Genomic DNA, 24,461 nt, shown 5'->3' on the forward strand with positions numbered 1-24,461 from the left:
GGCACCAAAAAACAACAAATCCGTTGTCTACAACCCAATCGCCGTGTTGAGGTGCAGATTTATGTTGAGCAGTAGTTTTTGGTAGAATTGTTTAAAAAGATGCCACCCTAATGGGTGGTGTTTTTTATACATGGTAGATTGATACATGGTAAAACAATCTACCACCTTTTATTATGACATAGACCAAAATAAACATTTCATACACTCCAAAATTTTGTTAGAATAGGCAGTTTGGGCTTATTTATTTTTAATGAATGCCCAATTTGTATTTATTCTGATACTTTTTGATATTTCGATAGTTTTATCATTGGCTTTTGGTATTTTTTTAGTAAGGCATTTTTGTGTTTGATTTACACGGCTACGGTCCGATTTTACTCAAAGGCACATGGCTGACCATTCAGCTAGGAGCGACAAGTTTGCTGTTTGGTCTGCTATTTGGTTTGATGGGTGCAGGTGCCAAACTCTCTGGCATCTGGCCTCTGCAGCGTCTTGCTGACATTTATACAACGGTCGTGCGTGGCGTGCCTGAACTACTCATGGTGTTTTTTGTTTATTTTGGGGGCGAGGCATTACTACAACTCATCGCCAATCAAATGGGCTATACCGGTCGCACTGATTTGAGTAGGTTTTGGGCAGGTGTGACGGCATTGTCTTTGATGTTTGGTGCTTATGCCACCGAAGTCTTTCGCATGGCAATCCAAGACATTCCAAAGGGTCAATGGGAATCCGCCCAAAGTCTTGGCATGAGACCTGTTCAGACCATCAGACGCATCATCTTGCCACAGATGTGGCTGGTCGCCCTGCCTGGTCTTGGCAATCTGACTTTGGTTTTGCTCAAAGACACCGCCCTTGTCTCCTTGATTGGTTTGCAAGATTTGATGTACTATGCCACTCGTGCCGTTCAAAGCACCCAACAGCCTTTTACTTTTTATATCGTTGCAGCACTCATTTATTTGGCATTAACCACCGTCATCACTTTACTTTTGACGCATTTTGAGTGGCGTGCCAACCCCGCTGCTCGCTACGCCAAGTCCATGACCAAACACAAAGGGGGGCAAGCATGAGCCTAAATTGGGGTGCTATTATTGACCAACTGCCCACCATGCTACAAGCATCGGTTCTAACCATTGAGCTTGTGGTGCTGTCGTGTTTGTTTGGTTTGATTGTTGGCGTGGTTTTGGGGCTGATGCGTTCATCTAGGCATTTATGGATAAAAGCCCTGCCCTTTGCTTATATTTTCTTTTTTCGTGGCACCCCGCTACTCATTCAGATTTTCTTGATTTATCAAGGGCTAGGTCAGTTTGACTTCATCAAAGACAGCTTTCTGTGGGATCCGATTTTCTCCAAAGCCTACTGGTGTGCCATCATTGCGTTTACCCTAAATACCGCCGCTTATATCGCTGAGATTATCAGAGGCTCTATCGCTGCCATTCCTAAAGGCGAGCTTGAAGCAGCTGATGCCATCGGTATGTCAAATACCCAAAAAGTACGCCGCATCATCTTGCCTCGTGCCTTTGGTATCATGATTCCTGCATACAGCAACGAGGTGCTATTTATCCTAAAAGGCAGTGCATTGGCGGCATCCATCACACTGGCGGAACTGACTTATACCGCCAAAAATTTGGGGGCGGTCAATTATATGCACCTTGAAATGTACACCGCAGCAGGCATCATCTACCTACTGCTTGCGTGGATTTTGATGATTGGTTTTAGACTATTTGAAAACCACATCAATAAGCACAAACGCTACATACCACCAACCACCTAGCATCACAGCCAAACAAAAAGAGCGTTCCAAACGCTCTTTTTTAGTGCCAATACAGCCAAGGTTAAATGAACAAGGCGTTAATTTTCGCCTCATCAAATTGATACGACTGCCCACAAAAACCGCAGTCAAGTGCCAACACGCCACCATGTGCGTCCAACGCATTCAAGGCTTCTTCATGCCCTAACTGCAAAATCGCCCCCTCACTTTTTTGGGCAGAACAAGTACAACCAAAACTCAGCGGATTCGCCTCAGGAGTGACCACTTCTTCTTCATGATATAGACGATATAAAATTTCATCTGCCTGCAATTCTGTCAGCTCATCGGTCTTGATGGTGCCAGTCAATGCACTCATACGCTCCCATAGGTCTGGATCGTTTTCACGGTCTTCGTCCGTCTGCGGTAGTAGTTGCACCAAAATCCCACCTGCCACTTCATCACTGGTAGCAAGTTTTAAGAGAGTAGGAATCTGGGCTGACTGCTTTTGATAATGTGCCAAGCACTCTGCCAAATCATCACTGACACGCTCTACAATGCCTTGATACGCCTCGCCTCGCTCTGGATGGATACTGATGAACAGCACCCCCTGCCCTAGCTGACCGAACGCCTGACGACTGGTGTTGATATTCTGCCATGCCTGATTCTCTTTAAAACCTGCTAACGCACGCACGCACCCTGTGTGATCACACTCCGCCATCGCCCATGACAGCAGGCTTGTCTCATCTGATGATTGTAATTGTACAGACAGCCTGCCATTGATTTTTAGAGTACCAATCAATAAACTTGCCGCCACTAGCATCTCGCCAAGCAGTGCTTTGACGGCGGTGGGATAATTTTTTTTGGTGATGATGGTCTGATATGCCTCCGTTAAGCGTACCACATCACCACGCACAGGCGACCGCTCAATAAAAAATCGCTGGCGGTATTGGTTGGCAGAATTTGGGGTTTGAATGTCGGTCATAAGATTGCTTCTTTATTAGATACAGATGATGACTAAATGGGGACGACTTAAAAAAATACAAATCTGCATCCAACGGCTGACCGCCCTGCCATATTTTGTTATGAATACTGCCCATGACTGTGCTAAAATAGAACAAATGTAAGCTGATTTTATGTTTTGGTTTGATAAAATTTTGGCAATACCAAACCAAGCACACACCACCCCGTCACAACAATCAACAAGGTCATTTATGAGCATCCGCACAGACAAACAACCCCATTGGAAAAAATTCATCTGCCTTGCCTGCGGATATATTTATGATGAGCAAGCTGGCGACCCCACCAGCGGACTACCTGCTGGCACTCGCTTTGATGATATCCCTGACGACTGGCATTGCCCTGTGTGTGGCGTTACTAAAGATGGTTTTGAGCCTTATGATGAGCATCAAATCAGCAGTACTGACAGCACGCATAAACAAGGCGTTGTCATCATCGGTGCAGGCTTGGCTGGTTGGAGCGTGGTTGATGCCCTACGCACGCTAAATAAAGACATTCCCATCACGCTCATCTGTGCTGACTTGGGCGACCGTTATCATAAACCCATGCTATCTGTCGCCATCTCTCAGGGCAAGACCGCCCAAGAGCTTGTTCGAATCACAGCGGTACAATCAGCTAAAGACAACCAAATCACACTATTGGCAAACACTGTCGTTACTAGCATTGATACCGCCACACAAACAGTGCATACGCCTAGCGACAGCATAAGCTATGATCATCTGGTGCTTGCCATTGGGGCGACACCTGCCTATCCGCCTACCATCAACCCAAAAGCGACTTGGCATGTCAATAATCTTGAGCAATTTAGCAAACTACAAGCAACTCTTAATCAACAAGACACACCAAGACACATCGCCATCATCGGTGCTGGCATGGTTGGCACCGAACTTGCCGAAGACCTAATCAATGCAGGACATACCGTCAGTTTGATTGATGTTAATGCTTATCCATTATCTGCCATGTTGCCTGTGGTGGCAGGCGAACGCATTTTGGCTGCCATCATAAATAAAGGCATCAGTTGGCTAGGTTCAAGCATGGTAAAAGCCATCAGTGAGAACCAATCTGGCGGTCATGACATCACGCTACACGATGGCACAGACAGCGAGCAGACTGTACACGCTGATGAAGTGATTGTGGCGACAGGGCTTGTCATTGACGAGCAACTCCCCACCCAAGCAGGTCTTGACTTTGACAGACGCACAGGCATCGCCATCAATCCTGCCACCTTGCAGACGAGCGTGCCGAACATCTATGCCTTGGGCGACTGCATCAGCATCCATGGCACGCCTTGTCGCTATGTCGCACCACACCGAGCCCAAGCTACCGCCATTGCTCATGAAATCTTGGGCCTACCCCATGCAGGATACGAGCATAAAGCACCAATGATTCGCCTAAAAAATAAGAGCATCAATGTTACCGCCAATGGCAATCCACGAGCAGATGGTGATTGGCATATCATCAAAGATGATAAGGACGAGCTGTCTCTTGAGCTACATGATGGCGGTCAAGTCATCGCTAAAGCCCTACTCAAATCCCCTCAAAGCTAAACTCATCACTCACTCACAACCAAAATGAAACACCTTACACGCCATAAGGTGTTTAATTTTTGTAAATCATTGTCAATTTAGCCCCACACAGCACCAAAGTCCACTATAATAACAAGACCAATAAAAAGCATCTGTGATATTGGTCGTATTCTAAGCGATGAAGCTGTTCGCTTAATTTTTCATTGATTTTTTTTGATACTAAGGAATGTTTATGTGCGGTATCGTTGGGGCCATTCGTAGCCAAGCTAATGTTGTTGATTTTTTGACCGATGGTCTAAAACGCCTAGAATATCGAGGCTATGATTCATCTGGTATCGCTGTGTATAGCGAAAACGAAAACAAAATCAAACGAGTTCGCCGTGTTGGTCGTGTGGCACTCATGGAAGAAGCAGCCAAAGCCAAAGGGTTATTTAGCAACATCGGTATCGGGCACACTCGCTGGGCAACGCACGGTGGCGTAACAGAGCCAAACGCTCACCCACACATCTCAGGCGGTACGATTGCGGTGGTGCATAACGGCATCATTGAGAATTTTGAGGCGGAGCGTACTCGCTTAGAAGCATTGGGGTTCCATTTTGAATCCCAGACTGACACCGAAGTCATCGCCCACAGCATTCACCACGAATACACCCAAAATGGTGGTCATCTTTACCGTGCCGTTCAGACTGCCTGCTCTCGCTTTCATGGTGCTTATGCCATCGCTGTCATCACCCCAAACGACCCAACCAAAATGGTGGTCGCTCGCATGGGTTGTCCGCTACTCATCGGTTTTGGCGAGCATGAAGTATTCATTGCATCTGATGTGTCGGCGGTGGTGTCATTTACTCGTCAAGTCAGCTACCTAGAAGATGGCGACATTGCCCTACTTAGTGCAGACGGCATCGAAACCCTGCTAGATAAAGACGGCAACACCCCACAGCGTCAAATCAAAACCTCTCAGCTATCATTGGCAAGCCTTGAGCTAGGTCCATACAGCCACTTCATGCAAAAAGAAATCAATGAACAACCAAGAGCGGTTGCTGATACGGCAGAGATTTTCTTGGACGGTGGCTTTATTGCCAAGAATTTTGGCGAAAATGCCCCAGAGGTATTCTCCAAGATTAACAGCATTAAGATTCTCGCCTGCGGTACTTCGTACTATGCCGCTTTGACGGGCAAATATTGGCTAGAATCCATCGCCAAAATTCGCTGCGATGTTGAGATTGCCAGCGAATATCGCTATCGTGATGTCATCGCCGACCCAAGCGAGCTGATCATCACCATCAGTCAGTCAGGCGAGACACTAGACACAATGGAAGCCTTAAAATATGCCATCAGTGAAGGTCATGAATACAGCCTATCTGTCTGCAATGTCATGGAGTCCGCCCTACCACGCAATAGCACGCTTGCCATCTATACCCGTGCAGGGGCAGAGATTGGCGTAGCAAGCACCAAAGCCTTTACCACACAGCTTGTGATCTTATTTGGTCTGGCAGTAACCTTAGGCAGGTTGCGTGGACACATCAGCGATGAGCAGGTGGCACAATATGGCGAAGAGCTACGCCTACTGCCCGGTAGCATTCAGCACGCCCTAAATCTTGAGCCGCAGCTTTCTACTTGGGCACAAAAATTCGCCACCAAACCATCAGCATTTTTCTTAGGTCGTGGCATTCACTACCCAATCGCCCTAGAAGGGGCATTAAAACTAAAAGAGCTGACCTACATTCATGCAGAAGCCTATCCAGCAGGCGAGCTAAAGCATGGTCCGCTAGCACTTGTTGATGAAAATATGCCTGTGGTGGTCATCGCACCAAACGATAAGCTACTCGATAAAGTCAAAGCCAATATGCAAGAAGTCGGTGCAAGGGGTGGCGAGCTGTTTGTTCTGACCGACCTTGACAGCGACTTTACCGAGACCGAAGGGGTTCATGTCATCCGTACACCACGCCATGTCGGTGTGCTATCGCCCATCGTTCATACCATCGCCGTACAGCTACTGTCCTATCATGTCGCTTTGGTGCGTGGCACTGATGTTGATAAACCAAGAAATCTGGCAAAATCGGTAACAGTTGAATAGCCCATTAGCCCATACATAAAAAAGGCGAATTGCTTTATCAGCTCGCCTTTTTTATGTCTCATCAAATAACCAAAATACCAATCGCACAGTAACAAAAACTACATGGGCATTTTATAATCAATCTACACCAACCCCACCACCGCACTGATTGGTAGATGGTCGGATAAATTTGACCACGGAATGCCAGCATGAACAGTGGCGTGATGGACTTTTAGGTTTCGTACATAGATGCGATCAAGGCTTAATACAGGCATTTTGGCAGGATAGGTGGCAGGATACGCCCCATGAATGTCATAAAACGCCTCCATCATGCCTAAAGATTCTAAAACCTTGGTTGATTTTTTTGTCCAATCATTAAAATCTCCTGCCAAAATCAAAGGGGTATCTTTGTTGATATTGCCATCAATATAATCAATGATGGCTTGATACTGTTTCACTCTATCCATGTGAAGCAGGTTTAAATGAACACACAGCACCACGACAGGCACACCCCAGCCATCAGGATACACCTCACAATGCAACACCCCTCGCTTTTCTAGGCGAGTTACCGTGATATTGACATTATGCTTGGGGTCAAGTGGGTGGCAAGACAGCACAGCATTGCCATGATGACCGTGTTCGTACTGTGCATTTTTACCATAGCTGTCAGCATATGACAAATACTCACCAAACCATTCATGTTGCGACTGATTAGGATACTCATTAAAAGCAACCGCTCGTTTTAGGTTTTGTCCTTGTACCTCTTGTAAGCACAAAATATCAGGATTAAGGGACTTAATCGCCCCTGCCATGCCATCTAGCTTAACAAGGCGATTAAAAGGAGACATACCTTTATGGATATTATAACTGGTAACAGTAATGGGGTTCATGGGGCATGATATTTTTAGCAATAAACAAATCAGTCATTGTAGCACGATTTTTGGCACATTTTTTATCTGACTATCAATTTTATCTCAACTTCAAAGCTCCCAAAAACTGACACCCACAAATAGCACAGCCCAAACCAAAATAAAATCCCCAAAAAACACCGCCCGTCATTGCAAATTGTCCTACTCGCCCTTATAATTTTATAACATTTATTCATATTGGACATACCATGAGCATTGATTTTAACCACAACAACTTTGATTCACGCTTACGCTTAGTAGATTTTAGTAAAGCCAGCCCCCAACAACTTGCAGATGACATTACGCACGCACTTGGTGTTGCTCATGCGTTTTTGGATAAAATAGAGCAAGCAGAAACGGGCGGTATGCCACTTGCCATCATTGATGAATTTGACAGCCTAAACCACGCCATTCATCGCCCTTTTGGTGTGCTATCACATCTCAATAGCGTCATGAATAATGACGAGATTCGCCATGTTCATCACGAGATTTTGCCAAAACTCAGTGAGTTTGGTGTGCGTGTTGGTCAATCAAAACCTTTGTACGACTTGTATAAATCCGTGGAAAGCCAGTTGTCTGACAGTAACGACATCGCTCGTGTGCGTGCTGTCGCTCTTGCCTTGCAAGGCTTTGATTTATCAGGAGTGAGCCTACCTGATCACAAAAAAGCCCAATTTGCCGACATTCAAAGCGAGTTGTCGCTACTGTCTGCTAAGTTTTCAGACAATGTGCTAGATGCCAGTGCTGCTTTTGCCCTGCCACTAACACAGGCTCAATTAGACGGCATCACCCCAAGCGGACTTGCCCTATTAAAAGCAGCAGGCGACAACTACAAAGCCAAGCACCCCACAGCCACTTTGCCAACTGACTATGTCGCCACACTGGATATGCCGATGTATCTGGCAGTCATGCAGTACGCCACCGACCGCAACCTGCGTGAAACGCTATATCACGCCTACAACACACGAGCATCTGACCAGATGACTTTTGATGGCGAAAAAGACGGCAAGCCTAGCAAATTTGACAACAGCGACATCATGACACGCATTCTAACCTTGCGTGCCAAACAAGCTGCCCTGCTTGGCTTTGATAACTACACCCAAGTATCGCTCGCCACCAAGATGGCAGATACCCATGAAGAAATTGAAACTTTCTTATTAAATCTTGCTGATAAGGCACGACCTTTTGCTGAAGCGGACTTAGCACAAGTTAAAGACTTTGCCAAAACTTTAGGGATTGATGAAGTCCAACCATGGGACATTCCATTCATCAGCGAAAAGTTACAAAATGCCAAATACAGCCTAGACAACGAGGCAATTCGCCCTTACTTCCCTGTATCTGTGGTGCTAGAGGGTATGTTTGATATCATTGATACGCTGTTTGGTGTACGCTTTATTGCCAAAGATGCACCAACTTGGCATGATGATGTGCAGTTTTTTGAGGTGCATGACAAAGATGGCTTGATTGGTGGTGTTTACATTGACCTATATGCTCGTGCGGGCAAATCAGGTGGTGCATGGTTGTCAGATTTTCAAAACAAGCACGCCACCTTGGCAGGCGATGAGACTCTACCTGTATGCTTTGTTGTAGGCAACTTCTCGCCTGCCGTCGATGGCAAGCCAAGCCTACTGACCCATGACGAGGTTTTAACTTTATTCCATGAATTTGGTCACGCTCTGCATCATTTATTGACCAAAGTCAGTATCGCCGATGTCTCTGGCATCAGTGGCGTGGAGTGGGATGCGGTTGAGTTACCTAGCCAGTTTATGGAAAACTTTGCTTGGGATAGTGATGGCATTGCCAAAATCAGTCGTCATGTCAAAACAGGCGAGCCACTACCTAGTGATAAGCTATCTGCGATGCTTGCTGCCAAAAACTTCCAGTCAGGCTTGCAAACACTGCGTCAGATTGAGTTCGCTTTATTTGACCTGCGTATCCACACAGGTAATCTAGACAACTACGCCCAAATCTTAGACACCCTGCATAAAGTCCGCCAAGAGGTATCGGTCATCATACCACCTGCCAATAACCGCTTTGGTAATGGGTTTGCGCATATCTTTGCAGGTGGTTATGCTTCAGGCTATTATTCTTATAAATGGGCAGAGCTGTTATCGGCAGATGCTTTTGGCTTGTTTGAGGCGAATGCCGATACCGTAGGCGTGCTAAACCCTGCCATAGGTCAAGCGTTTTATCATCATATCCTAGCGATGGGCGGGTCACGCACAGCCAAAGAGAATTTCATGGCCTTTGCTGGGCGTGAGGCACAGATTGATGCCTTACTGCGTCATAGTGGCTTTACCGAGGCGGCGTGATGCGTTATCAATCCAACCGTCCAAAACGCCAGTTTCTCGCTGGCGTTGCCTGCCCAAAATGTCGCACCATGGACGCTATCGTACAGATTCAAGTTTTTCTCCCTGAATTTGACGAATGGATAGAATGCACTGCCTGCAACCACAGCGAACGCCGTCCCACCATCGATGAGACCGCCACCATGCGTGAACAAGATGGTTTCACACCTGATGGCGTGGGCGTGGTGAAGTTTAAATAAGTGAGCAACATCATGAACCTGCACGACATTCGAGAAGAATACAGCAAACAAGAATTGGACAAATCACACTGCCATGACCACCCCATTGAGCAGTTTAAGATTTGGTTAAACGAGGCAATGACCACTAAGGTCAATGAGCCTACTGCCATGAACATCGCTACCATTGATGCCAACGGTCGCCCAAGTAATCGCATGGTTTTATTAAAAGAAGTCAATGATGACGGCTTTGTGTTTTTTAGCAACTACCACAGTCGCAAAGGTCAAGCATTATCACACAGCCCTTATATCGCCATCACTTTTTTTTGGGCAGAATTAGAACGCCAAGTGCGTATTGAAGGCATGGTAGAAAAACTTGATGAGCAAGCATCTGATGAGTATTTTAACAGTCGTCCCTACACCAGTCGCATCGGTGCATGGGCAAGTGAACAAAGCCAAGTCATCAGCGACAAATCCGTCATCGTCAAGCGTGCTGCCATGTTTGGCATCAAACACCCCCTGCATGTGCCTCGACCAACACACTGGGGGGGCTATCTGGTGCGAGCAGATGCCATTGAGTTTTGGCAAGGTCGCCCCTCTCGCCTGCACGACCGCATTCGCTATCGCCTAGATGGCGATGATTGGGTGATTGAACGCCTTGCTCCTTAGGCTTGTGCATCATTAATAGCAACTGCGATATAGGCTGTAGAATGTAAACTAAAGCCCGACAGCTAAAGCAAGACTAGCGAACGACTCTACATCAAGATACAGCTTGTCAGATATATCTGGCATTGTTAAAAGCACACACCAATCAAAACAGGCACAAAAAGTAGCAGTCAAAAATTGGTTGACCCACCCAAGCATACAAAAAAATAAGGGCGGATATACGCCCCGATTTTGCCAACTGCTCTATGACCGCTTTGACTTACCAAAAATATTCTTAGCATTCATCTGCTCGATGGCGGTTGCGATGTCGCCATCATTTAAACTTGCTGTATGGCGAAGCAACTGCATCATGTCAGGAGTTAATACAAACTTGGCATTTTGGGCGATATTATCAATCCGCTCATCAAAGACTACCACACCTGTGTCATCCATCCGTATGTAACCTAGACGCTGCAAGGTGTCAATAAAACTTGTGAACAATGCCTTATCAAACATATCTGGCAAATCATCTGCATATAACACCGAGATTCGCTGTCCAAGTACATGGCACAGATTAACCACTTGCTCTGCCGTCAAGCGACCACTACCCTGCTCTGATAATAATGCTAATGCCATAAAATAGCGTTCAAGACTCTGCTGAGCGGCACTTGCCAATACGATGAGTTGTTGATAGCTATCCGAGTTGGTCTCAGGCACACCCAGAACACCATCACCCAAATCCACAATAACCGCTTCATCAATCAGCACAGACAAGATTTTATCGGTTAGCTTGCCAGTATTTTTTAGGGCGGTGTTTAAGAATAATTCGGCTTGCAAGAATGGATACATCAGCTCAACAATGGCGTCTAGCTTACTACGGTAAATGCGACCGTTACGCTGTACCAATGCCGCTAAAAAACTTGCCATGATGAACACATGCAAAATGTTGTTTCTAAAATAGCTCAGTAGCGGTGCTTGCTTGTCTGCCACACGAATCATATCACCCAAGACATGGGGCGTGCGTTCGATGAGTTTTAATTTTTCACCATAAGCTATAATCTCTTTGGGCGATAAATCCGTAATATAGGTATCTGCATCATAAGGTAAGGCGTTGGCGATGCGTTGATACAGGGCAAGCTGTTCGGTGCACTGCTCTTCATCTAAGGCGGCTTTTGGTGTGGACAACAATACCAACGCCAAAAGCGATACAGGATTAACCACCGCAGATTTATTGATATTTTGTAATACTTTTACGCCCAAGTTTTGTACCATGGCGTGGGTATTTTTGATGTTTGTTGGGCTTCGGTCTTGGGGCTTGACCGAAAATTTGGTTATAAAATCATCTAAATAAAGCGGTTCGCCAAAGGACAGATTCACCGTGCCAAAGACACGCTCAATCTTGCGTGCAGCTTTTAAAATCCCTAGCCAGTTTTCAGACTCCTTTGGTTTACCCTTTAGCTCACCCACATAAGTTGCCCCCTCCATGATGCGTTCATAGCTAATGTAAGTAGGGATAAATACCACCGGTTTGGCAGGCTCACGCAGATGGCTGTTTACCGTCATCGCCAACATACCCAGCTTCGGTGGCAACAAGCGACCCGAACGAGAACGCCCGCCTTCGATGAAATACTCCATCGGCACCGCCCTTTGCATCAGGCTATGTACATATTCTTTAAACACCGTGCTATAAAGAGCATTGCCTTTAAAGCTACGACGCATAAAGAATGCTCCACCATTTCGTAGCATCTGACCAAGCACAGGAATATTTAGGTTCTCGCCTGCGGCAATATGCGGAATACGAAGCCCTCGCTTATAAATCACATAAGATAACAGCAGATAATCCATGTGACTGCGATGGCACGGAACATAGACGACCTGATGGTCAGGAGCAAGTCGTCTGACTCGCTCAAAATTACGCACCTCAACACCATCATACAGACGAGTCCATAACCATGTCAAAAAATGGTCAAAAAATCTTAACACCGAGTGCGAATAATCGCTAACGATTTCGTTAATGTAGCCTGCTGCTTCTTTTTTAACAGCAGCGATGGATTTGCCAGATTCTACTGCTTGCTTTTCGATGGCAGCCAACACCACAGGTGATGATAAAATTTTTCCCGCTTCGTTGCGTCTATCGGATAAATCAGGGCCAACGATACTGGTGTGTTGCTTATCCAAAAACCCTTTTAACCTTAGATGAATGGTGCAAGGTAGATTGTCGCTCACCCCTGCTTTGGCATCTTTGATGAGTGTTTGTAGTGATTTAGCTTCAGAGAATCGCACAAAGGTATCACGCCCCATGACACCGATATTAAACAGCTGTTTAGGAATGCTAGGCGAACGCCACTCATCAGCAAACAGCAAGCGAAACATGGATTCTTCTTTATCAGGGGCACGCCCCCACAAGATGGTAACTGGTATCAAATTAACATCAAAATCAGGATTATTAAGACAAATCTCAACCAGTCTTTGTAAGCGTGGAGAGACACTTTCTTCACGGTCTTTGTTACGCCCACGCAAAAAAATCATCGCAGATGACTCCGCCAAAAGCAGATGATTGACCTGTGCCAAGGCTGATGGCAACTCCAGCTCATCTGTCATCATGCCCACCAACAGACTGTTTGAACGAGAGTAATCTCGTATCACATAAAAAGTCGGATTGTCATTGTCAATAACAGGTGCATGACCTATCACGGTCGGCTTAACCATCAAAGACAGGCTTTTTGCAGAGGTTTTGCGGTAGGCATTTGGACTCTCCCTTGTCTGTTTTGGGGTGGTTTTGGTGGTATCATGCTCATCATGTGCCGTCAGTGGCGATGCAGTTTTTTTTCCAAAACCTAGTAGGTTGGTCAATTTTGATTTGGGCAGTTTTAACATGGCTTGAATGTGTCGTTATGATTGGTGATATTTTACCATTTTTTATGGCATTGGGCGACAAAAGTTATCAAGAAAATCACCGAAATAATGCTAGAATAATGCACATTTGTACACATTTGTTATACCATCAAGGCAAGGACTCTGTTTGGTGGCAGATTGGGTAAATTGTTGGCAACCCTACGCACACAACCGTATTTTCGGCTATTTTTTGGATAGCATTCCCCAATCAGTCAGATGATTCATGTAAAATTCATACACAAAAAGGCAATATAATTACCCCCATAAATATTGACAATAGAAAAAGGCAATTAGATAATATCAGCTTTTTTAATTCGCACAAATCATCAACACAAGATAAATACCAAACAGGTCTGCATGATTGCTTGTTTTTTGTGTTTTAGCCTGCTTGTTTTTATTATTGAACATTATTCACCAAATAGTTAGTAGCTCTCTGCCATGACCCATATTTTTGCCAAAAGCGATGACCCACAAGATTTGGTCGCTGATTTATTACAAACCATCAACCTTAAGCAGACCACCACAGATGTCTTTGTCGGACCGAGCTTTGACTATGTAGGGCCTCGCATTTTTGGTGGTCAGGTGTTAGCACAGGCACTCATGGCGGCAGCGATGACGCTAGAACATGATAAGCCCTGCCACTCTTTGCATGGGTATTTTTTGCGTGGGGGTGATATCCGCTACGATGTGCATTATCAAGTTCGCCGTCTGCGTGATGGGCGCAGTCTATCCGCCCGAGAGGTCATCGCTGTGCAGTACACCCCCAATGATGCAGGCGAGCTGACCGAGCAGGTGATTTTTTCGATGATTGCATCATTCTCACCGATGGAAGGCGGACTTGAATACCAAAAGACCATGCCAAGCTATCCTGACCCACAGACACTGCTGAACGAACAAGAGCTTAAGTCGTCTTATGTGGACAGCATTCCAGATGCCCTAAAAACAAGATTCATGCGAAAACGCCATGTAGAAATCAAGCCCATTGAGGCAAGAGACCCAATCACGCCCAAACCCATGCGACCACGCCAAGCCAACTGGCTACGCATTAGCGAGCTAGGCGAGCATCCTGTAGCGGTACATCAGGCATTGCTAGCTTTTGCTTCTGATTTTTATTTGGTGGGGACAGGGCTGATGAGTCATGGGCTAAGCTACCTAAGTCGTGGATTGCAAGTGGCGAGCATTGACCACTCCATGCACTTTCATCGTCCCTTTGACATCAATGAGTGGTTGCTGTACGATATGTGGAGCGACACCACAAGTCATGCCAAAGGACTCAACCACGGACAATTTTGGCAAGCTGGCAAGCTGGTCGCCACCACACAACAAGAAGGTCTGATGCGTCTGCATTCATCATAGGTTTTATAGTTATTATGCCAAAACGCACATTACCCATCGTGCTTGGTGCTGTTTTTTTGACAGCGTGTAACAGCCCAGAAAGCACCCCCATCAATACATTGAGCGATAAACAAATCGCCAAACTCATTCCTGCTCGTGTGTCCGACAGGGCTTCTTGGGCAGGCGATATCGCACAGATATTTGACCAACTAAAACTACCCAAAACCACCCAAAACATCTGTACTGCCATCGCCGTCATCGATCAAGAATCCAACTTTCGTGCTGATCCGCCTGTTGCCAATTTGGGCAACTTGTCTTTAAAAGCCATCGATGAAAAGCTAGAAGCGAAGTTTGGCAAAATGCTTGCCAAGACCTTTCGTACCATGCTTGAGACCAAACCCTCTACCGAAAACAGCTTCATCAAGCAAATCAAACAAGTCAAAACCGAACGAGAGCTTGATGAACTGTACCAACAAATCTTTGATTATTTTACCAGTACTTATAAGGTCTCAGGGTTGGCACACATTACCAAACTGTCGGGCGAAGGCATTGATGAGCGCATCAATCCCATTACCACACTTGGTTCAATGCAGGTTCATATTGACTATGCTCGCACCCATCGTCGTAGTAGCATGGATGACCGCTCCCTAAGAGCTGACCTATATAGTCAATACGGTGGGCTATACTATGGCATTCACCGCTTGATGATGTACAAGGCAGACTATGACAAGCCTCTGTACCGCTTTGCTGATTATAATTCTGGTATGTATTCTAGTCGCAATGCCGCCTTTCAACAGCGTATCAGTAGCCTAAGTGGCTCAAAAATAGATATTGATGGCGACCTGCTTTTATATAATGGCGGTAGTATCAGCAGTAAAAAAAGCCAAAGCGAGACCGTGCTTATCAAACTGCTCACTAGTGGTCCAACACCATTGAGTGAACGGCAGATTCGCAGCGACCTAAAAAAAGAAAAGTCCAAAGACTTTGAGACAACACAGACCTACCGTGCCATCAACGAAATGTTCAAGAAAAAATACAAAAAAGAGCCAAGTTATGCCATCATGCCTCAAGTAATCATTTCAGGTCCTAAACTTAGCCGTGATTATAATACCAATTGGTTCGCCTCTCGTGTGGATAAACGCTACCAAACTTGCATGGCAACCGCCAAAAAATACAAAATCAAATCATAATCCAAAAAGACCGCAGTCAAGATAAGCCAACAGCATGAGCATACCAACCACCCCTACACGCACACCTGCCACACTCATCACAGGATTTTTAGGGGCGGGTAAAACCACTTTTATCAACGCCTTGCTGTCTTATAAAGATGATGAAAGATGGGGCATTTTGGTGAATGAATTTGGTAACATTGGTATTGATGGAAGTTTATTTGACACCAAAGACATTGATATTCAAGAAGTGAGTGGTGGCTGTATTTGTTGCAACAGTCAGCTACCCATGCAAGTGGCACTACTACAACTATTAAAACATCAGCCCACCCATCTCATCATTGAGCCAACAGGCTTAGCTCATGCAGATGAGCTGATAGAACAGTTTGAACTACCCCATTGGCAAAACACCCTTCGCCTAAATGCCGTCATCTGTATTCTAAATGCCTCACAATGGCAACAAGAACAATATCGCACGCACACCAGTTATCAGATGCACATTAAATATGCCGACATCATCATCGTCAGTCGTGCCGACACACTAAACGATGATGATTATCAGCAGATGATGAGTTGGGCTGATACCATCAATAATACCACCAAGATCATAAAGTTTGCTGATGATGCCTGCCTGCTTGACCTACTACATACCCCAAGAAAGGCACAGCAACCACACACAAACCCCCTGTCTATCAGACCGCCATCACAAATGGCATCACAGCATACCAACGATGGCACATCTTTACCCTATCGTTATCATGAGCGAATGTCAGGCTATGAAGTCGGTGGGTGGCGACTGCCTAAGTCGTGGCGATTTGACAGCTATCGACTACAAAAATGGCTACTTAATCTACCCAGCTACGCTCGTATTAAAGGCATCATGCACACCGATGAAGGTTGGCTGTCTTTGAACATCACGCCAGAAAGCATCACCATCAGCCCCACCACCAAAAGAGATGATGGTAAACTTGAGCTGATTTTGACAAACACTGTCTGCTGGGAAAGCCTTGATGATGAACTGATGGCATTTATTCTTTAAATTTCGTTATTTTCTTATCTATTTTCATTCCATAAAAAAAGAAGGAATACCCCCTCTTTTTTTATCTAACTTATCATAAAACCAACTGAACAAACCTCATCATGGCTATATCCAATCCCGATCTGCCTCATCGGCAGGTAGACGAGTAACAAGCACTTGGTCAATCTTATAATAGTCAATGTCCACCACTTCAAATTTAAGATTCTCATGCACCACAAAGTCAGCAGGTCTAGGAATCTTACGCAAGCGATACATGATAAATCCTGCCAATGTCTCATAATGATCCCAATCATCAAACTCTGTAATATCCAAAGCGTGCTTGACATCATCAATCGGTGTACTGCCATCAATCAACCAAGAATGCTCATCTCGCTTGATGATTTGTTGCTCCTCTTCAATGGGTGCGACCCAATCCCCCATCACAGTTATCATGATATCAGATAAGGTAATCACGCCAACCACAAGGGCGTACTCATTGATGGCAACAGCAAATTTTTCTTTACTAGCACGAAATTTATCCAGTAGCTCTGATAAAGTAAGCGTATCGGGGATAATCAGCACATTTCTAATCGCACTTTCATGGATATTTAAAATAGACTGGTTATTCAAAATTCGCACCAAGATATCTTTGGTGTCAATATAGCCAATCACATTATCAATACTCTCACCACACACCAAAAATTTAGAATACGGATATTCAGCAATCTTTTGGCGGATGCTCTCTTCGCTCTCGTCTAGTGTAAAATACACCACATCTTCACGCACAGTCATAGAAGATGGCACGGTACGCTCTTCTAGCTCAAAGACATTTTCAATAAAATGTTGTTCTTGTTGCAACACCACGCCCGCCTCCGCTCCTGCATCCATGATGGCAGAGACATCATCAAAGGTGATGCTTTCTTCTCGTACGGTATTGATTTTAAAAACACGAAATACCAAGTTGGCGATACCATTGATGACCCAGACAAGGGGTTTGACAATCCTAACCACGACAAGCACAGGGTCAATAACCATGAGTGCCATTTTTTCAGGGTTAATCATGGCAAGGCGTTTGGGAATTAGGTCGGCATACAAGATAAATAGTAGCGTTACCACCACGAAACTGGTAAAAAACGCAATGTTATCTAAATACTGCCCATCATAAAGATAGCTAATCCACTGAGCAAAATAAGGACGCAACGCCCCCTCACCCACCGAACCGCCCAAGATGGCAACAGCATTTAGACCAATTTGACTGGTGGCAAAAAAATCAGCAGAGTTTTCTTGCAGGTGCATGATTTTATCAGCACGGGCATCACCACCTTCACTGATGAGTTTCAATTTTAATTTTCTAGCACCCGCTAGGGCGATCTCCGAGATGGAAAAAAAGCTAGACACCAAAATCAAAACAGCAATTAAAAATAAATTTTGTAGTAATTCCATGTGAATGACGAAAGTATTAGGTAGATGAAAGATAGTTTATCAAGTTCATGATAAATTGCAAGTATCATCCGCACGCACCAAAAAGGGCGAACACTCGCCCTTTTATTATTTTGGTTGGCAATGAATAACTTGCCCCTTAATACCAGATGCCGAATCGGTCATCAAATACACATAAGCACTCATGATATCCTCAGGTGTTTTTAAGGTATTTGGGTCCTCACCAGGAAAGGCATGAGCTCTCATGTTGGTGCGAGTCGCCCCGGGGTTAATGCAATTAAAGCGTAGGGCGGTGTGGTTTTTGGTCTCTTCGGTAAAAATCGTGCTCATGCCTTCTACCGCTTGCTTGGATAAAGCGTACGCCCCCCAAAATGGTCGCACCTTCGCCACACCAGAGCTAGTAAACACCACCGAGCCACTTGGGGCAGACATCAGTAAAGGAAATAGCGACTGGGTCAGCATAAAGACAGCGGTGGTATTTACACGAATGACTTGCTCAAAAGTGATGGGGTCATACATTTCAAGCGGTGTTAATGCCCCCAAAATTGCAGCATTGTGCAACACCCCATCTAGTCGCCCAAACTCTTTTTGGATTAAAGTGGCAAGCTCATTCATCTGAGCAAAACTTGCATTTTGTAGATCCATTGGCAAGATGGCAGGCATGGCAAGCCCCAACTCTTCTATCTCATCATAGACCATCTCTAGCTTAGATTGTGTCTTGCCCAACAGTAGTACGGTCGCACCACACTTAGCATAAGTTAAAGCAACCGCCTTACCAATACCAGAGCCAGCCCCTGTTACCAAGATGATTTTATCTTTTAGGCAGGTGGTAGTCGGTGTGTAATGAATGATGTCGTGATGTGTTGTCATGATTGTATCTTTGATTAAAATTGTCAATATCAATGCTTAATTGAGTGCGATGGCTGTTTAATCAGTCCTTAAAACACTGTCATCTTAGCAGTTTATTATCTTAATGCCTGCCATGTTACGCTTTAGTCTTAGGCTCATGTTTGTCGTCAACAGCATCGTTGGCACAAAAGCATAAAAGTGCGTAGTTCTGATAAGCACATCAACAAGTGCCTAACAGCCATCACCAAGCTGAGCCAAAATAAATTCGCCAAGTTCATGTGTGCTTGCCACCACTTTATCCGCTCCCCACTCGTGTGGGTTCTCATTGGGGACAATATAACCAAACTCCACCGCAACCGTCATCATGTTAGCAGAACGACCTGCTTGTATGTCACGGATATGGTCGCCCACATAAATGCAGTGATCAGCAGTGATTTTTGTGTCATACTTATCATTTAAAAGGCTGACTGCCAAATACATCGGTTCAGGGTCGGGCTTGGTATTGACCACATCATCAGGGCAGACCAGTACACAGCAACGGTCGGTTAAGGCAAGTTTAGCCAATAATTGCTCGGCTAAATATCTAGGTTTATTCGTAACAATGCCCCAAGCCACACCTTGACGCTCAAGGGTCGTTAATAGCTCATCTAGTCCGTCAAAGAGTCGGCTATCCACACAGATATCCTGCTCGTAAAGGTCTAAGAATTCTTGGCGGTAGGCAAGCAATCTCTCATCAGTATCCATACTCTGAGCAAGCTCATCACCGAACATCAGGCGTACCATCGCCCTTGCACCTGCCGAAACTTGCTCACGAATGGCAACATCTGTTGGCGGTAAGTGGTCGTATTTATGACACATCTGCTTGATGATGCGGATAAAATCAGGGGCGGTATCAATGAGCGTGCCATCTAGGTCAAATAAAACAGCCTTGATTGTTGTCATGCTTACTTACCATCATGCTTTTTGGTAAATGCCATCATATAATTAACATCAACATTCGCATTAGATAGCCAAAATCTTTTGGTTAGTGGATTATAATGCAGTCCTGTCATATCCATGCGGTCAAAACCCGCTCGGATTGCCATTTGATCAAGCTCGGCTGGCGTGATGAATTTATGGTAATCATGCGTACCCTTATCCACCAATCTCAACACATACTCCGCCCCCAAAATGGCGAACAAATAGGATTTGGGGTTGCGATTGATGGTTGAGGCAACAAATACGCCACCAGCTTTTAATAGAGTAAAGCACACCTCAATGATGGCAGATGGATTGGGCACATGCTCCAACATTTCCATGCAAGTAACCACATCATAAACGCCCGCCTGCTCTTTGGCTAGCTCCTCTATCGCCACACATCGAAACGACAGGCTGTCTGCCATGCCAGTCCGCTCAGCATGAATCCTGCCAGCATGAAGGTTTTCTTCTCCTAGATCCACACCCAACACTTTCGCCCCACGCACCGCCATCGAATGCGACAAAATACCACCGCCACAACCAACATCCAGTACGCTTTTGTTTAACAGTGGTGAGCCATACTGCTCGTGTGCCTTATCTTCAATCCAGTTTAATCGCAACGGATTGATGTCATGCAAAGACTTAAATGCCCCATTTCTATCCCACCATTCATCGGCAAGACGGGTAAATTTACCAATTTCATCAAAATCAACATTCTGCTGTGCTGTGTGCATATTTATTCCAAGATTAGGCATACTGCCAATATCTTATCATCTTAGGCAAAATTAAGCAAAAATTTACGCTTCTGGCAATACATCTCTAACAATACGCACCAATAAACCACAACCATTAACCTGCTCACCAAAACACCACCAAAACCCACAAAAATGCCAAAGTATCACCCCAATCAGCCAAACACAGTCTATCAAATCGCATGAGTATGCAAAATCACCACAATCTGTAAGAGAGTGTTAATAAATCTGTTACTCTTTTTTACCAAAAATGCGGTAAACTATCGCAATATTTTTATTTGCATTATTTCAATGACGAGTCAAATTTGATAAAATGAGTAATCTTGACAATTTTTATCAATGAGTGCTAACAAAAGCGGGTGAAAGTTTCTTGCCCAATGCCGTTTTATAAGGATTTCCAATGAAATACATCCCAAAGTTCTCTCTACTGGTAACTGCCATCGCCTTAGCAGGTCAGGCATTTGCTGCCGATTTTGTTGAAGGCAAAGACTATCAAAAAGTCGCCAACCCTGAAAACATTGCAGGGGACATCATCGTTGTTCGTGAGTTCTTTTGGTATGGTTGCCCACATTGTTACGCCCTAGAACCACATATGCAAAAATGGGCAAAAACTCGTGCCAAAGATGTGGCATTTTTCCGCACCCCTGCCGCCATGAATCCTGTCTGGGAAGTGCCTGCTCGTGGTTTTTATGCTGCTCAGCAGATGGGGCTTGAAAACAAAACCCATCAAGCACTATTTGACGCTGTGCATAAAGATGGCAAAAGAAACATCATCTCTAATCAAGAAAATTTAGCGAACTGGTATGCTTCACAAGGTGCCGACAAAAGCAAATTTAACAGCTTCTACAACTCATTTTCCGTAAGCACCAAGATTGAGCGTGCCAAACAAGGGGCAACTCGCTACCAGTTGACAGGCGTGCCTGCGGTCGTAGTACATGGTAAATATGTCGTACCTGGTACAGATGAAAAAGTAACACAAGTTGTTGATTTTCTTATTAACAAAGTGCGTAATGAAAAACAATAACTCATACAAATCCCTTCAAAAACCAAGCCTGCGTTCTCATGCAGGCTTTTTTGTCGGCAATCGCTTACACTTATTGACGACATTTACCAATAGCAAAACATGGCTGATTTTGAGATACTATGCACACAGCGAAGGATAAGGTAAACGGAGCTACCAACTAAGGATAGATGCTGTAACATGGAGTAAACGCAAAGGGCAAGATCGCCGAAGGACTAAAGTAATAAAGCCGAGTGTTTGACATTCGGCTTTATTACTTTAGTCTAGTGCATTTATTCGCTTGATTACATTGGCATGGGCGATGATGCATGGACATTCATCACATTGATAAGATTGCCACTTCTTTGACATAGCTTGTAAAATCTGCTTCACTCTCCAACAATAGTTCATCATCACCTAAATGCTTGGCGTATGCTATCCACAATAACAACTGATAGACACTGTTGTATTCTGCCTTTTTAAACTGCTTAACAAACTGCTTCATCGCACCATCATCGTGTAGCTGTAAGCGAGATAACCACGCTTCAATCTTGGTGCGTTGCTCAGGCGTAAACAACATCTCAAATAAAGCCTGCGTCAGCACATGACGATCTTCTTCAATGATGAGTTTACCCACTCGCTTGATTTGACGGTTTTTGGCGGCAACACTATTGATTTGGATAAGGTGCTTTAATTCTTCCAAAAAATACTCACTGACAGGCAGATTGTCTAACTGTTTTTTGGATAAATTGGCAAGTGGCTCGCATAGAGCTTGCAGACGCTCATGAGCTTTTTTAATCTCGGTGCGAGATACTCGCATGTCTTGTTTTGACCAGTCGATGTTCATGGATATTCTCTTTTTGATTAACTGAATAAATTCACCAGTGGCGTTTTTCACGGTGCTTGACGATAACTGGCATATTGGCAGGTAATCTAAGCCTTAACAGCTCACCCACCATCTCATTGATATACACCGAGCGATGTTTACCACCTGTGCAACCGATGCCAATAGTAACAATATAGCGGTTATTATTTAAGAAGCTAGGCAACCATTTTTCCAAAAAGTCTGCGATGTCATGTGCCATGTCATCCACTTCTGGATAACCAGCAAAAAATGCCTTAACTTCATCATCACGACCTGTCTGCACCCGAAGACGCTCTTGCCAATATGGATTGGGCAAGATACGCACATCAAAGATAAAATCAGCGTCAATAGGTGCACCATTTTTAAAGCCAAAAGACAGCAGATTGACCACCACGACATTATCCACGCCGATGTGGTCTCTTACCTTTTCTTTTAGCTCGTGGATATTAAGCATACTGGTATCTATCTTAATATCTGCAAGGTTAGCGACAGGCTGTAACAACTCTATCTCTTTGGCCAGTGCGTTAGGCAGGCTATTGACAGTTGGCATGAGCGGATGCACACGGCGAGTCGCTCCAAAACGAGCCACCAGTACGCTCTCTTGGGTGGTGGCATACAACACCTTAACCGCATCGCCATATTTACTCATCAAAGTGGCATAAACCGCAGGAAAATTAGATAAATCCGCTTTCGGTGCACGCACATCAATGCCAAGTGCAACTTTTTTCATGTCGTTGCCAATCAAATCATCCACCGCTTGACCAACCAATGACAACAACAGATTATCAATGACATAAAAACCAAAATCTTCTAAGATATTGAGTATCGAGGTTTTGCCAGAGCCTGATCGCCCTGAGACGATGATGATTTGTGTATCTGTCATACAAAATTCCTTACCGTAGTCATCTGCGTTATGACAAGACCATCTCCAAATTATCCAAAAGCCTTGCACGCCCCGCAAAGACAGCTGCCAATATAACCAAATTTTTATCGTCAGGGCTAATCGGTTGTAGCCGATCATTTAAAAGCTCTAAATAATCAACTTTTAGATTTAGGGCTGTCAATTCATCATTGTACTTTTGAATGATATTGGCATAGTCAGCAAAATCTGCCTTTTGAATGTCGCTTTTAATTTTTTGCAAGGTTTGCTGAATGACTGGGGCAATTTTTCTTTGGTCATCAGATAAATAGCCGTTTCTTGACGACAACGCCAAGCCGTCATTAGCACGCACAACATCCACCCCAACGACATCAATGCCAAAATTTAATTCATCATTTAACTGGCGAATGATGGCAAGCTGTTGATAGTCTTTTTTGCCAAAGACCGCCACATCAGGACGCACAATATTAAAAAGCTTTGAAACCACCAACCCCACCCCATCAAAATGCGTAGGACGACTTTTACCGCATAAAACTTTGGTTATCTCACCGCTTAATACCTGTACATTCGGCGGATAAGTCGGATACATCTCTGCCACACTGGGTGCAAAAACGAAGTTAGCTTCAGCGTTTTGTAATTTTTGACAATCTTCATCTAGCGTTCGTGGATAGCTGTCAAAATCTTCGCCTACGTCAAACTGCGTAGGATTAACAAAAATACTCACCACAACAATATCAGCGTATTGTTTGGCGGTTTTGACAAGCTGAATATGCCCTGCGTGCAGATTACCCATTGTGGGGACAAGGGCGATTTTTTGATGGCGATGTGCCGTCAGTTGAGCTTGCAGGTCTGCAATGGTGTTAAGAATTTTCATATTCATC

22 protein-coding genes are annotated in these 24,461 nt (G+C 44.7%); 12 read left to right on the forward strand and 10 right to left on the reverse strand.

Annotation, left to right across the window (positions count from 1 at the left end; genetic code table 11):
* The first annotated feature begins 341 nt into the window (after positions 1–341).
* Both ACERC6_RS08930 and ACERC6_RS08935 read left to right on the forward strand, forming a co-directional pair.
* Positions 342–1,064, forward strand: a complete 723-nt coding sequence (locus tag ACERC6_RS08930; protein WP_373628804.1) for an ABC transporter permease — start codon at positions 342–344, stop codon at positions 1,062–1,064.
* On the forward strand, positions 1,061–1,768 hold the full coding sequence (locus ACERC6_RS08935) for an ABC transporter permease (protein ID WP_373628803.1): 708 nt from the start codon (positions 1,061–1,063) through the stop codon (positions 1,766–1,768). Before ACERC6_RS08930 ends, ACERC6_RS08935 begins: the two co-directional genes overlap by 4 nt.
* A 61-nt stretch (positions 1,769–1,829) precedes the next feature.
* Here the strand turns inward: ACERC6_RS08935 and ACERC6_RS08940 are convergent, their stop codons facing one another.
* A complete protein-coding gene (locus ACERC6_RS08940) occupies positions 1,830–2,726 on the reverse strand; it encodes an Hsp33 family molecular chaperone HslO (protein WP_373628802.1) in 897 nt (298 codons plus the stop codon).
* Positions 2,727–2,955: 229 nt separating this feature from the next.
* Between ACERC6_RS08940 and ACERC6_RS08945 the strand changes: the two genes are divergently transcribed.
* Together ACERC6_RS08945 and glmS are read left to right on the forward strand one after the other, a co-directional pair.
* Positions 2,956–4,308, forward strand: coding sequence for an FAD-dependent oxidoreductase (locus ACERC6_RS08945; RefSeq protein ID WP_373628801.1), 1,353 nt, complete (start codon positions 2,956–2,958; stop codon positions 4,306–4,308).
* Between the two features lie 211 nt (positions 4,309–4,519).
* Complete coding sequence (gene glmS / locus ACERC6_RS08950; RefSeq protein ID WP_373628800.1) at positions 4,520–6,364, forward strand: glutamine--fructose-6-phosphate transaminase (isomerizing); 1,845 nt, start codon at positions 4,520–4,522, stop codon at positions 6,362–6,364.
* Positions 6,365–6,486: 122 nt separating this feature from the next.
* Here the strand turns inward: glmS and ACERC6_RS08955 are convergent, their stop codons facing one another.
* Positions 6,487–7,233, reverse strand: a complete 747-nt coding sequence (locus ACERC6_RS08955) for an endonuclease/exonuclease/phosphatase family protein (RefSeq protein ID WP_373628799.1) — start codon at positions 7,231–7,233, stop codon at positions 6,487–6,489.
* A 227-nt stretch (positions 7,234–7,460) separates the two neighbouring features.
* Here ACERC6_RS08955 and ACERC6_RS08960 point away from each other — a divergent pair, with 227 nt between their 5' ends.
* The 3 genes from ACERC6_RS08960 to pdxH are packed head-to-tail and all read left to right on the forward strand — an operon-like array spanning position 7,461 to position 10,444.
* Positions 7,461–9,563, forward strand: a complete 2,103-nt coding sequence (locus tag ACERC6_RS08960; protein ID WP_373628798.1) for a M3 family metallopeptidase — start codon at positions 7,461–7,463, stop codon at positions 9,561–9,563.
* Positions 9,563–9,799, forward strand: a complete 237-nt coding sequence (locus tag ACERC6_RS08965) for a YheV family putative metal-binding protein (RefSeq protein WP_284673579.1) — start codon at positions 9,563–9,565, stop codon at positions 9,797–9,799. Before ACERC6_RS08960 ends, ACERC6_RS08965 begins: the two co-directional genes overlap by 1 nt.
* Positions 9,800–9,811: 12 nt before the next feature.
* Positions 9,812–10,444 carry a pyridoxamine 5'-phosphate oxidase gene (pdxH, locus tag ACERC6_RS08970; protein WP_373628797.1) on the forward strand — a complete coding sequence of 211 codons (633 nt, stop codon included), beginning with the start codon at positions 9,812–9,814 and terminating at the stop codon, positions 10,442–10,444.
* Between the two features lie 240 nt (positions 10,445–10,684).
* On the opposite strand, the gene plsB is transcribed toward pdxH, so the two are convergent.
* Positions 10,685–13,129 carry a glycerol-3-phosphate acyltransferase gene (gene plsB / locus ACERC6_RS08975; RefSeq protein ID WP_373630522.1) on the reverse strand — a complete coding sequence of 815 codons (2,445 nt, stop codon included), beginning with the start codon at positions 13,127–13,129 and terminating at the stop codon, positions 10,685–10,687.
* A 624-nt stretch (positions 13,130–13,753) separates the two neighbouring features.
* On the opposite strand from plsB, the gene ACERC6_RS08980 reads away from it, so the two are divergent.
* The 3 genes from ACERC6_RS08980 to ACERC6_RS08990 are packed head-to-tail and all read left to right on the forward strand — an operon-like array spanning position 13,754 to position 16,858.
* Complete coding sequence (locus ACERC6_RS08980; protein WP_284673582.1) at positions 13,754–14,671, forward strand: acyl-CoA thioesterase II; 918 nt, start codon at positions 13,754–13,756, stop codon at positions 14,669–14,671.
* Positions 14,672–14,685: 14 nt separating this feature from the next.
* Positions 14,686–15,840 carry a DUF1615 domain-containing protein gene (locus ACERC6_RS08985; protein ID WP_284673583.1) on the forward strand — a complete coding sequence of 385 codons (1,155 nt, stop codon included), beginning with the start codon at positions 14,686–14,688 and terminating at the stop codon, positions 15,838–15,840.
* Positions 15,841–15,874: 34 nt separating this feature from the next.
* A complete protein-coding gene (locus ACERC6_RS08990; protein ID WP_373628796.1) occupies positions 15,875–16,858 on the forward strand; it encodes a GTP-binding protein in 984 nt (327 codons plus the stop codon).
* A gap of 105 nt (positions 16,859–16,963) precedes the next feature.
* Here the strand turns inward: ACERC6_RS08990 and ACERC6_RS08995 are convergent, their stop codons facing one another.
* The 4 genes from ACERC6_RS08995 to ubiG form a co-directional block, all read right to left on the reverse strand.
* Positions 16,964–18,280 (reverse strand): hemolysin family protein, encoded by a 1,317-nt coding sequence (locus tag ACERC6_RS08995; protein ID WP_284673585.1) that lies wholly within the window; start codon positions 18,278–18,280, stop codon positions 16,964–16,966.
* A gap of 105 nt (positions 18,281–18,385) precedes the next feature.
* On the reverse strand, positions 18,386–19,147 hold the full coding sequence (locus tag ACERC6_RS09000) for a YciK family oxidoreductase (RefSeq protein ID WP_373628795.1): 762 nt from the start codon (positions 19,145–19,147) through the stop codon (positions 18,386–18,388).
* Positions 19,148–19,357: 210 nt separating this feature from the next.
* Complete coding sequence (locus ACERC6_RS09005) at positions 19,358–20,068, reverse strand: HAD family hydrolase (protein WP_284673587.1); 711 nt, start codon at positions 20,066–20,068, stop codon at positions 19,358–19,360.
* 2 nt (positions 20,069–20,070) lie between these two features.
* Positions 20,071–20,817, reverse strand: a complete 747-nt coding sequence (gene ubiG / locus ACERC6_RS09010) for a bifunctional 2-polyprenyl-6-hydroxyphenol methylase/3-demethylubiquinol 3-O-methyltransferase UbiG (protein WP_373628794.1) — start codon at positions 20,815–20,817, stop codon at positions 20,071–20,073.
* 418 nt (positions 20,818–21,235) lie between these two features.
* Between ubiG and ACERC6_RS09015 the strand changes: the two genes are divergently transcribed.
* Positions 21,236–21,859, forward strand: a complete 624-nt coding sequence (locus ACERC6_RS09015) for a thiol:disulfide interchange protein DsbA/DsbL (protein WP_284673589.1) — start codon at positions 21,236–21,238, stop codon at positions 21,857–21,859.
* Complete coding sequence (locus ACERC6_RS09020; protein WP_373628808.1) at positions 21,846–21,998, forward strand: hypothetical protein; 153 nt, start codon at positions 21,846–21,848, stop codon at positions 21,996–21,998. Before ACERC6_RS09015 ends, ACERC6_RS09020 begins: the two co-directional genes overlap by 14 nt.
* 177 nt (positions 21,999–22,175) lie before the next feature.
* Here the strand turns inward: ACERC6_RS09020 and yjgA are convergent, their stop codons facing one another.
* The 3 genes from yjgA to panC are packed head-to-tail and all read right to left on the reverse strand — an operon-like array spanning position 22,176 to position 24,454.
* Positions 22,176–22,682, reverse strand: a complete 507-nt coding sequence (yjgA, locus tag ACERC6_RS09025) for a ribosome biogenesis factor YjgA (protein WP_284673590.1) — start codon at positions 22,680–22,682, stop codon at positions 22,176–22,178.
* Between the two features lie 31 nt (positions 22,683–22,713).
* Positions 22,714–23,583 (reverse strand): RNase adapter RapZ, encoded by an 870-nt coding sequence (gene rapZ, locus ACERC6_RS09030; RefSeq protein WP_284673591.1) that lies wholly within the window; start codon positions 23,581–23,583, stop codon positions 22,714–22,716.
* Positions 23,584–23,611: 28 nt separating this feature from the next.
* The gene (gene panC, locus ACERC6_RS09035) at positions 23,612–24,454 is read right to left on the reverse strand and encodes a pantoate--beta-alanine ligase (protein WP_373628793.1); all 843 of its coding nucleotides are present in this window, start codon (positions 24,452–24,454) and stop codon (positions 23,612–23,614) included.
* Between the last annotated feature and the right edge of the window lie 7 nt (positions 24,455–24,461).

The organism is Moraxella sp. E33BD (assembly GCF_041807865.1).
Taxonomy (GTDB): domain Bacteria; phylum Pseudomonadota; class Gammaproteobacteria; order Pseudomonadales; family Moraxellaceae; genus Moraxella; species Moraxella haemolytica.

Coding starts and splice junctions, on each gene's coding strand:
- ACERC6_RS08935 (WP_373628803.1), top strand. CDS start 1,061: ATGAGCCTAAATTGGGGTGCTATTATTGACCAACTGCCCACCATGCTA.
- ACERC6_RS08940 (WP_373628802.1), bottom strand. CDS start 2,726: ATGACCGACATTCAAACCCCAAATTCTGCCAACCAATACCGCCAGCGA.
- ACERC6_RS08945 (WP_373628801.1), top strand. CDS start 2,956: ATGAGCATCCGCACAGACAAACAACCCCATTGGAAAAAATTCATCTGC.
- glmS (WP_373628800.1), top strand. CDS start 4,520: ATGTGCGGTATCGTTGGGGCCATTCGTAGCCAAGCTAATGTTGTTGAT.
- ACERC6_RS08955 (WP_373628799.1), bottom strand. CDS start 7,233: ATGAACCCCATTACTGTTACCAGTTATAATATCCATAAAGGTATGTCT.
- ACERC6_RS08960 (WP_373628798.1), top strand. CDS start 7,461: ATGAGCATTGATTTTAACCACAACAACTTTGATTCACGCTTACGCTTA.
- ACERC6_RS08965 (WP_284673579.1), top strand. CDS start 9,563: ATGCGTTATCAATCCAACCGTCCAAAACGCCAGTTTCTCGCTGGCGTT.
- pdxH (WP_373628797.1), top strand. CDS start 9,812: ATGAACCTGCACGACATTCGAGAAGAATACAGCAAACAAGAATTGGAC.
- plsB (WP_373630522.1), bottom strand. CDS start 13,129: ATGGTTAAGCCGACCGTGATAGGTCATGCACCTGTTATTGACAATGAC.
- ACERC6_RS08980 (WP_284673582.1), top strand. CDS start 13,754: ATGACCCATATTTTTGCCAAAAGCGATGACCCACAAGATTTGGTCGCT.
- ACERC6_RS08985 (WP_284673583.1), top strand. CDS start 14,686: ATGCCAAAACGCACATTACCCATCGTGCTTGGTGCTGTTTTTTTGACA.
- ACERC6_RS08990 (WP_373628796.1), top strand. CDS start 15,875: ATGAGCATACCAACCACCCCTACACGCACACCTGCCACACTCATCACA.
- ACERC6_RS08995 (WP_284673585.1), bottom strand. CDS start 18,280: ATGGAATTACTACAAAATTTATTTTTAATTGCTGTTTTGATTTTGGTG.
- ACERC6_RS09000 (WP_373628795.1), bottom strand. CDS start 19,147: ATGACAACACATCACGACATCATTCATTACACACCGACTACCACCTGC.
- ACERC6_RS09005 (WP_284673587.1), bottom strand. CDS start 20,068: ATGACAACAATCAAGGCTGTTTTATTTGACCTAGATGGCACGCTCATT.
- ubiG (WP_373628794.1), bottom strand. CDS start 20,817: ATGCACACAGCACAGCAGAATGTTGATTTTGATGAAATTGGTAAATTT.
- ACERC6_RS09015 (WP_284673589.1), top strand. CDS start 21,236: ATGAAATACATCCCAAAGTTCTCTCTACTGGTAACTGCCATCGCCTTA.
- ACERC6_RS09020 (WP_373628808.1), top strand. CDS start 21,846: ATGAAAAACAATAACTCATACAAATCCCTTCAAAAACCAAGCCTGCGT.
- yjgA (WP_284673590.1), bottom strand. CDS start 22,682: ATGAACATCGACTGGTCAAAACAAGACATGCGAGTATCTCGCACCGAG.
- rapZ (WP_284673591.1), bottom strand. CDS start 23,583: ATGACAGATACACAAATCATCATCGTCTCAGGGCGATCAGGCTCTGGC.
- panC (WP_373628793.1), bottom strand. CDS start 24,454: ATGAAAATTCTTAACACCATTGCAGACCTGCAAGCTCAACTGACGGCA.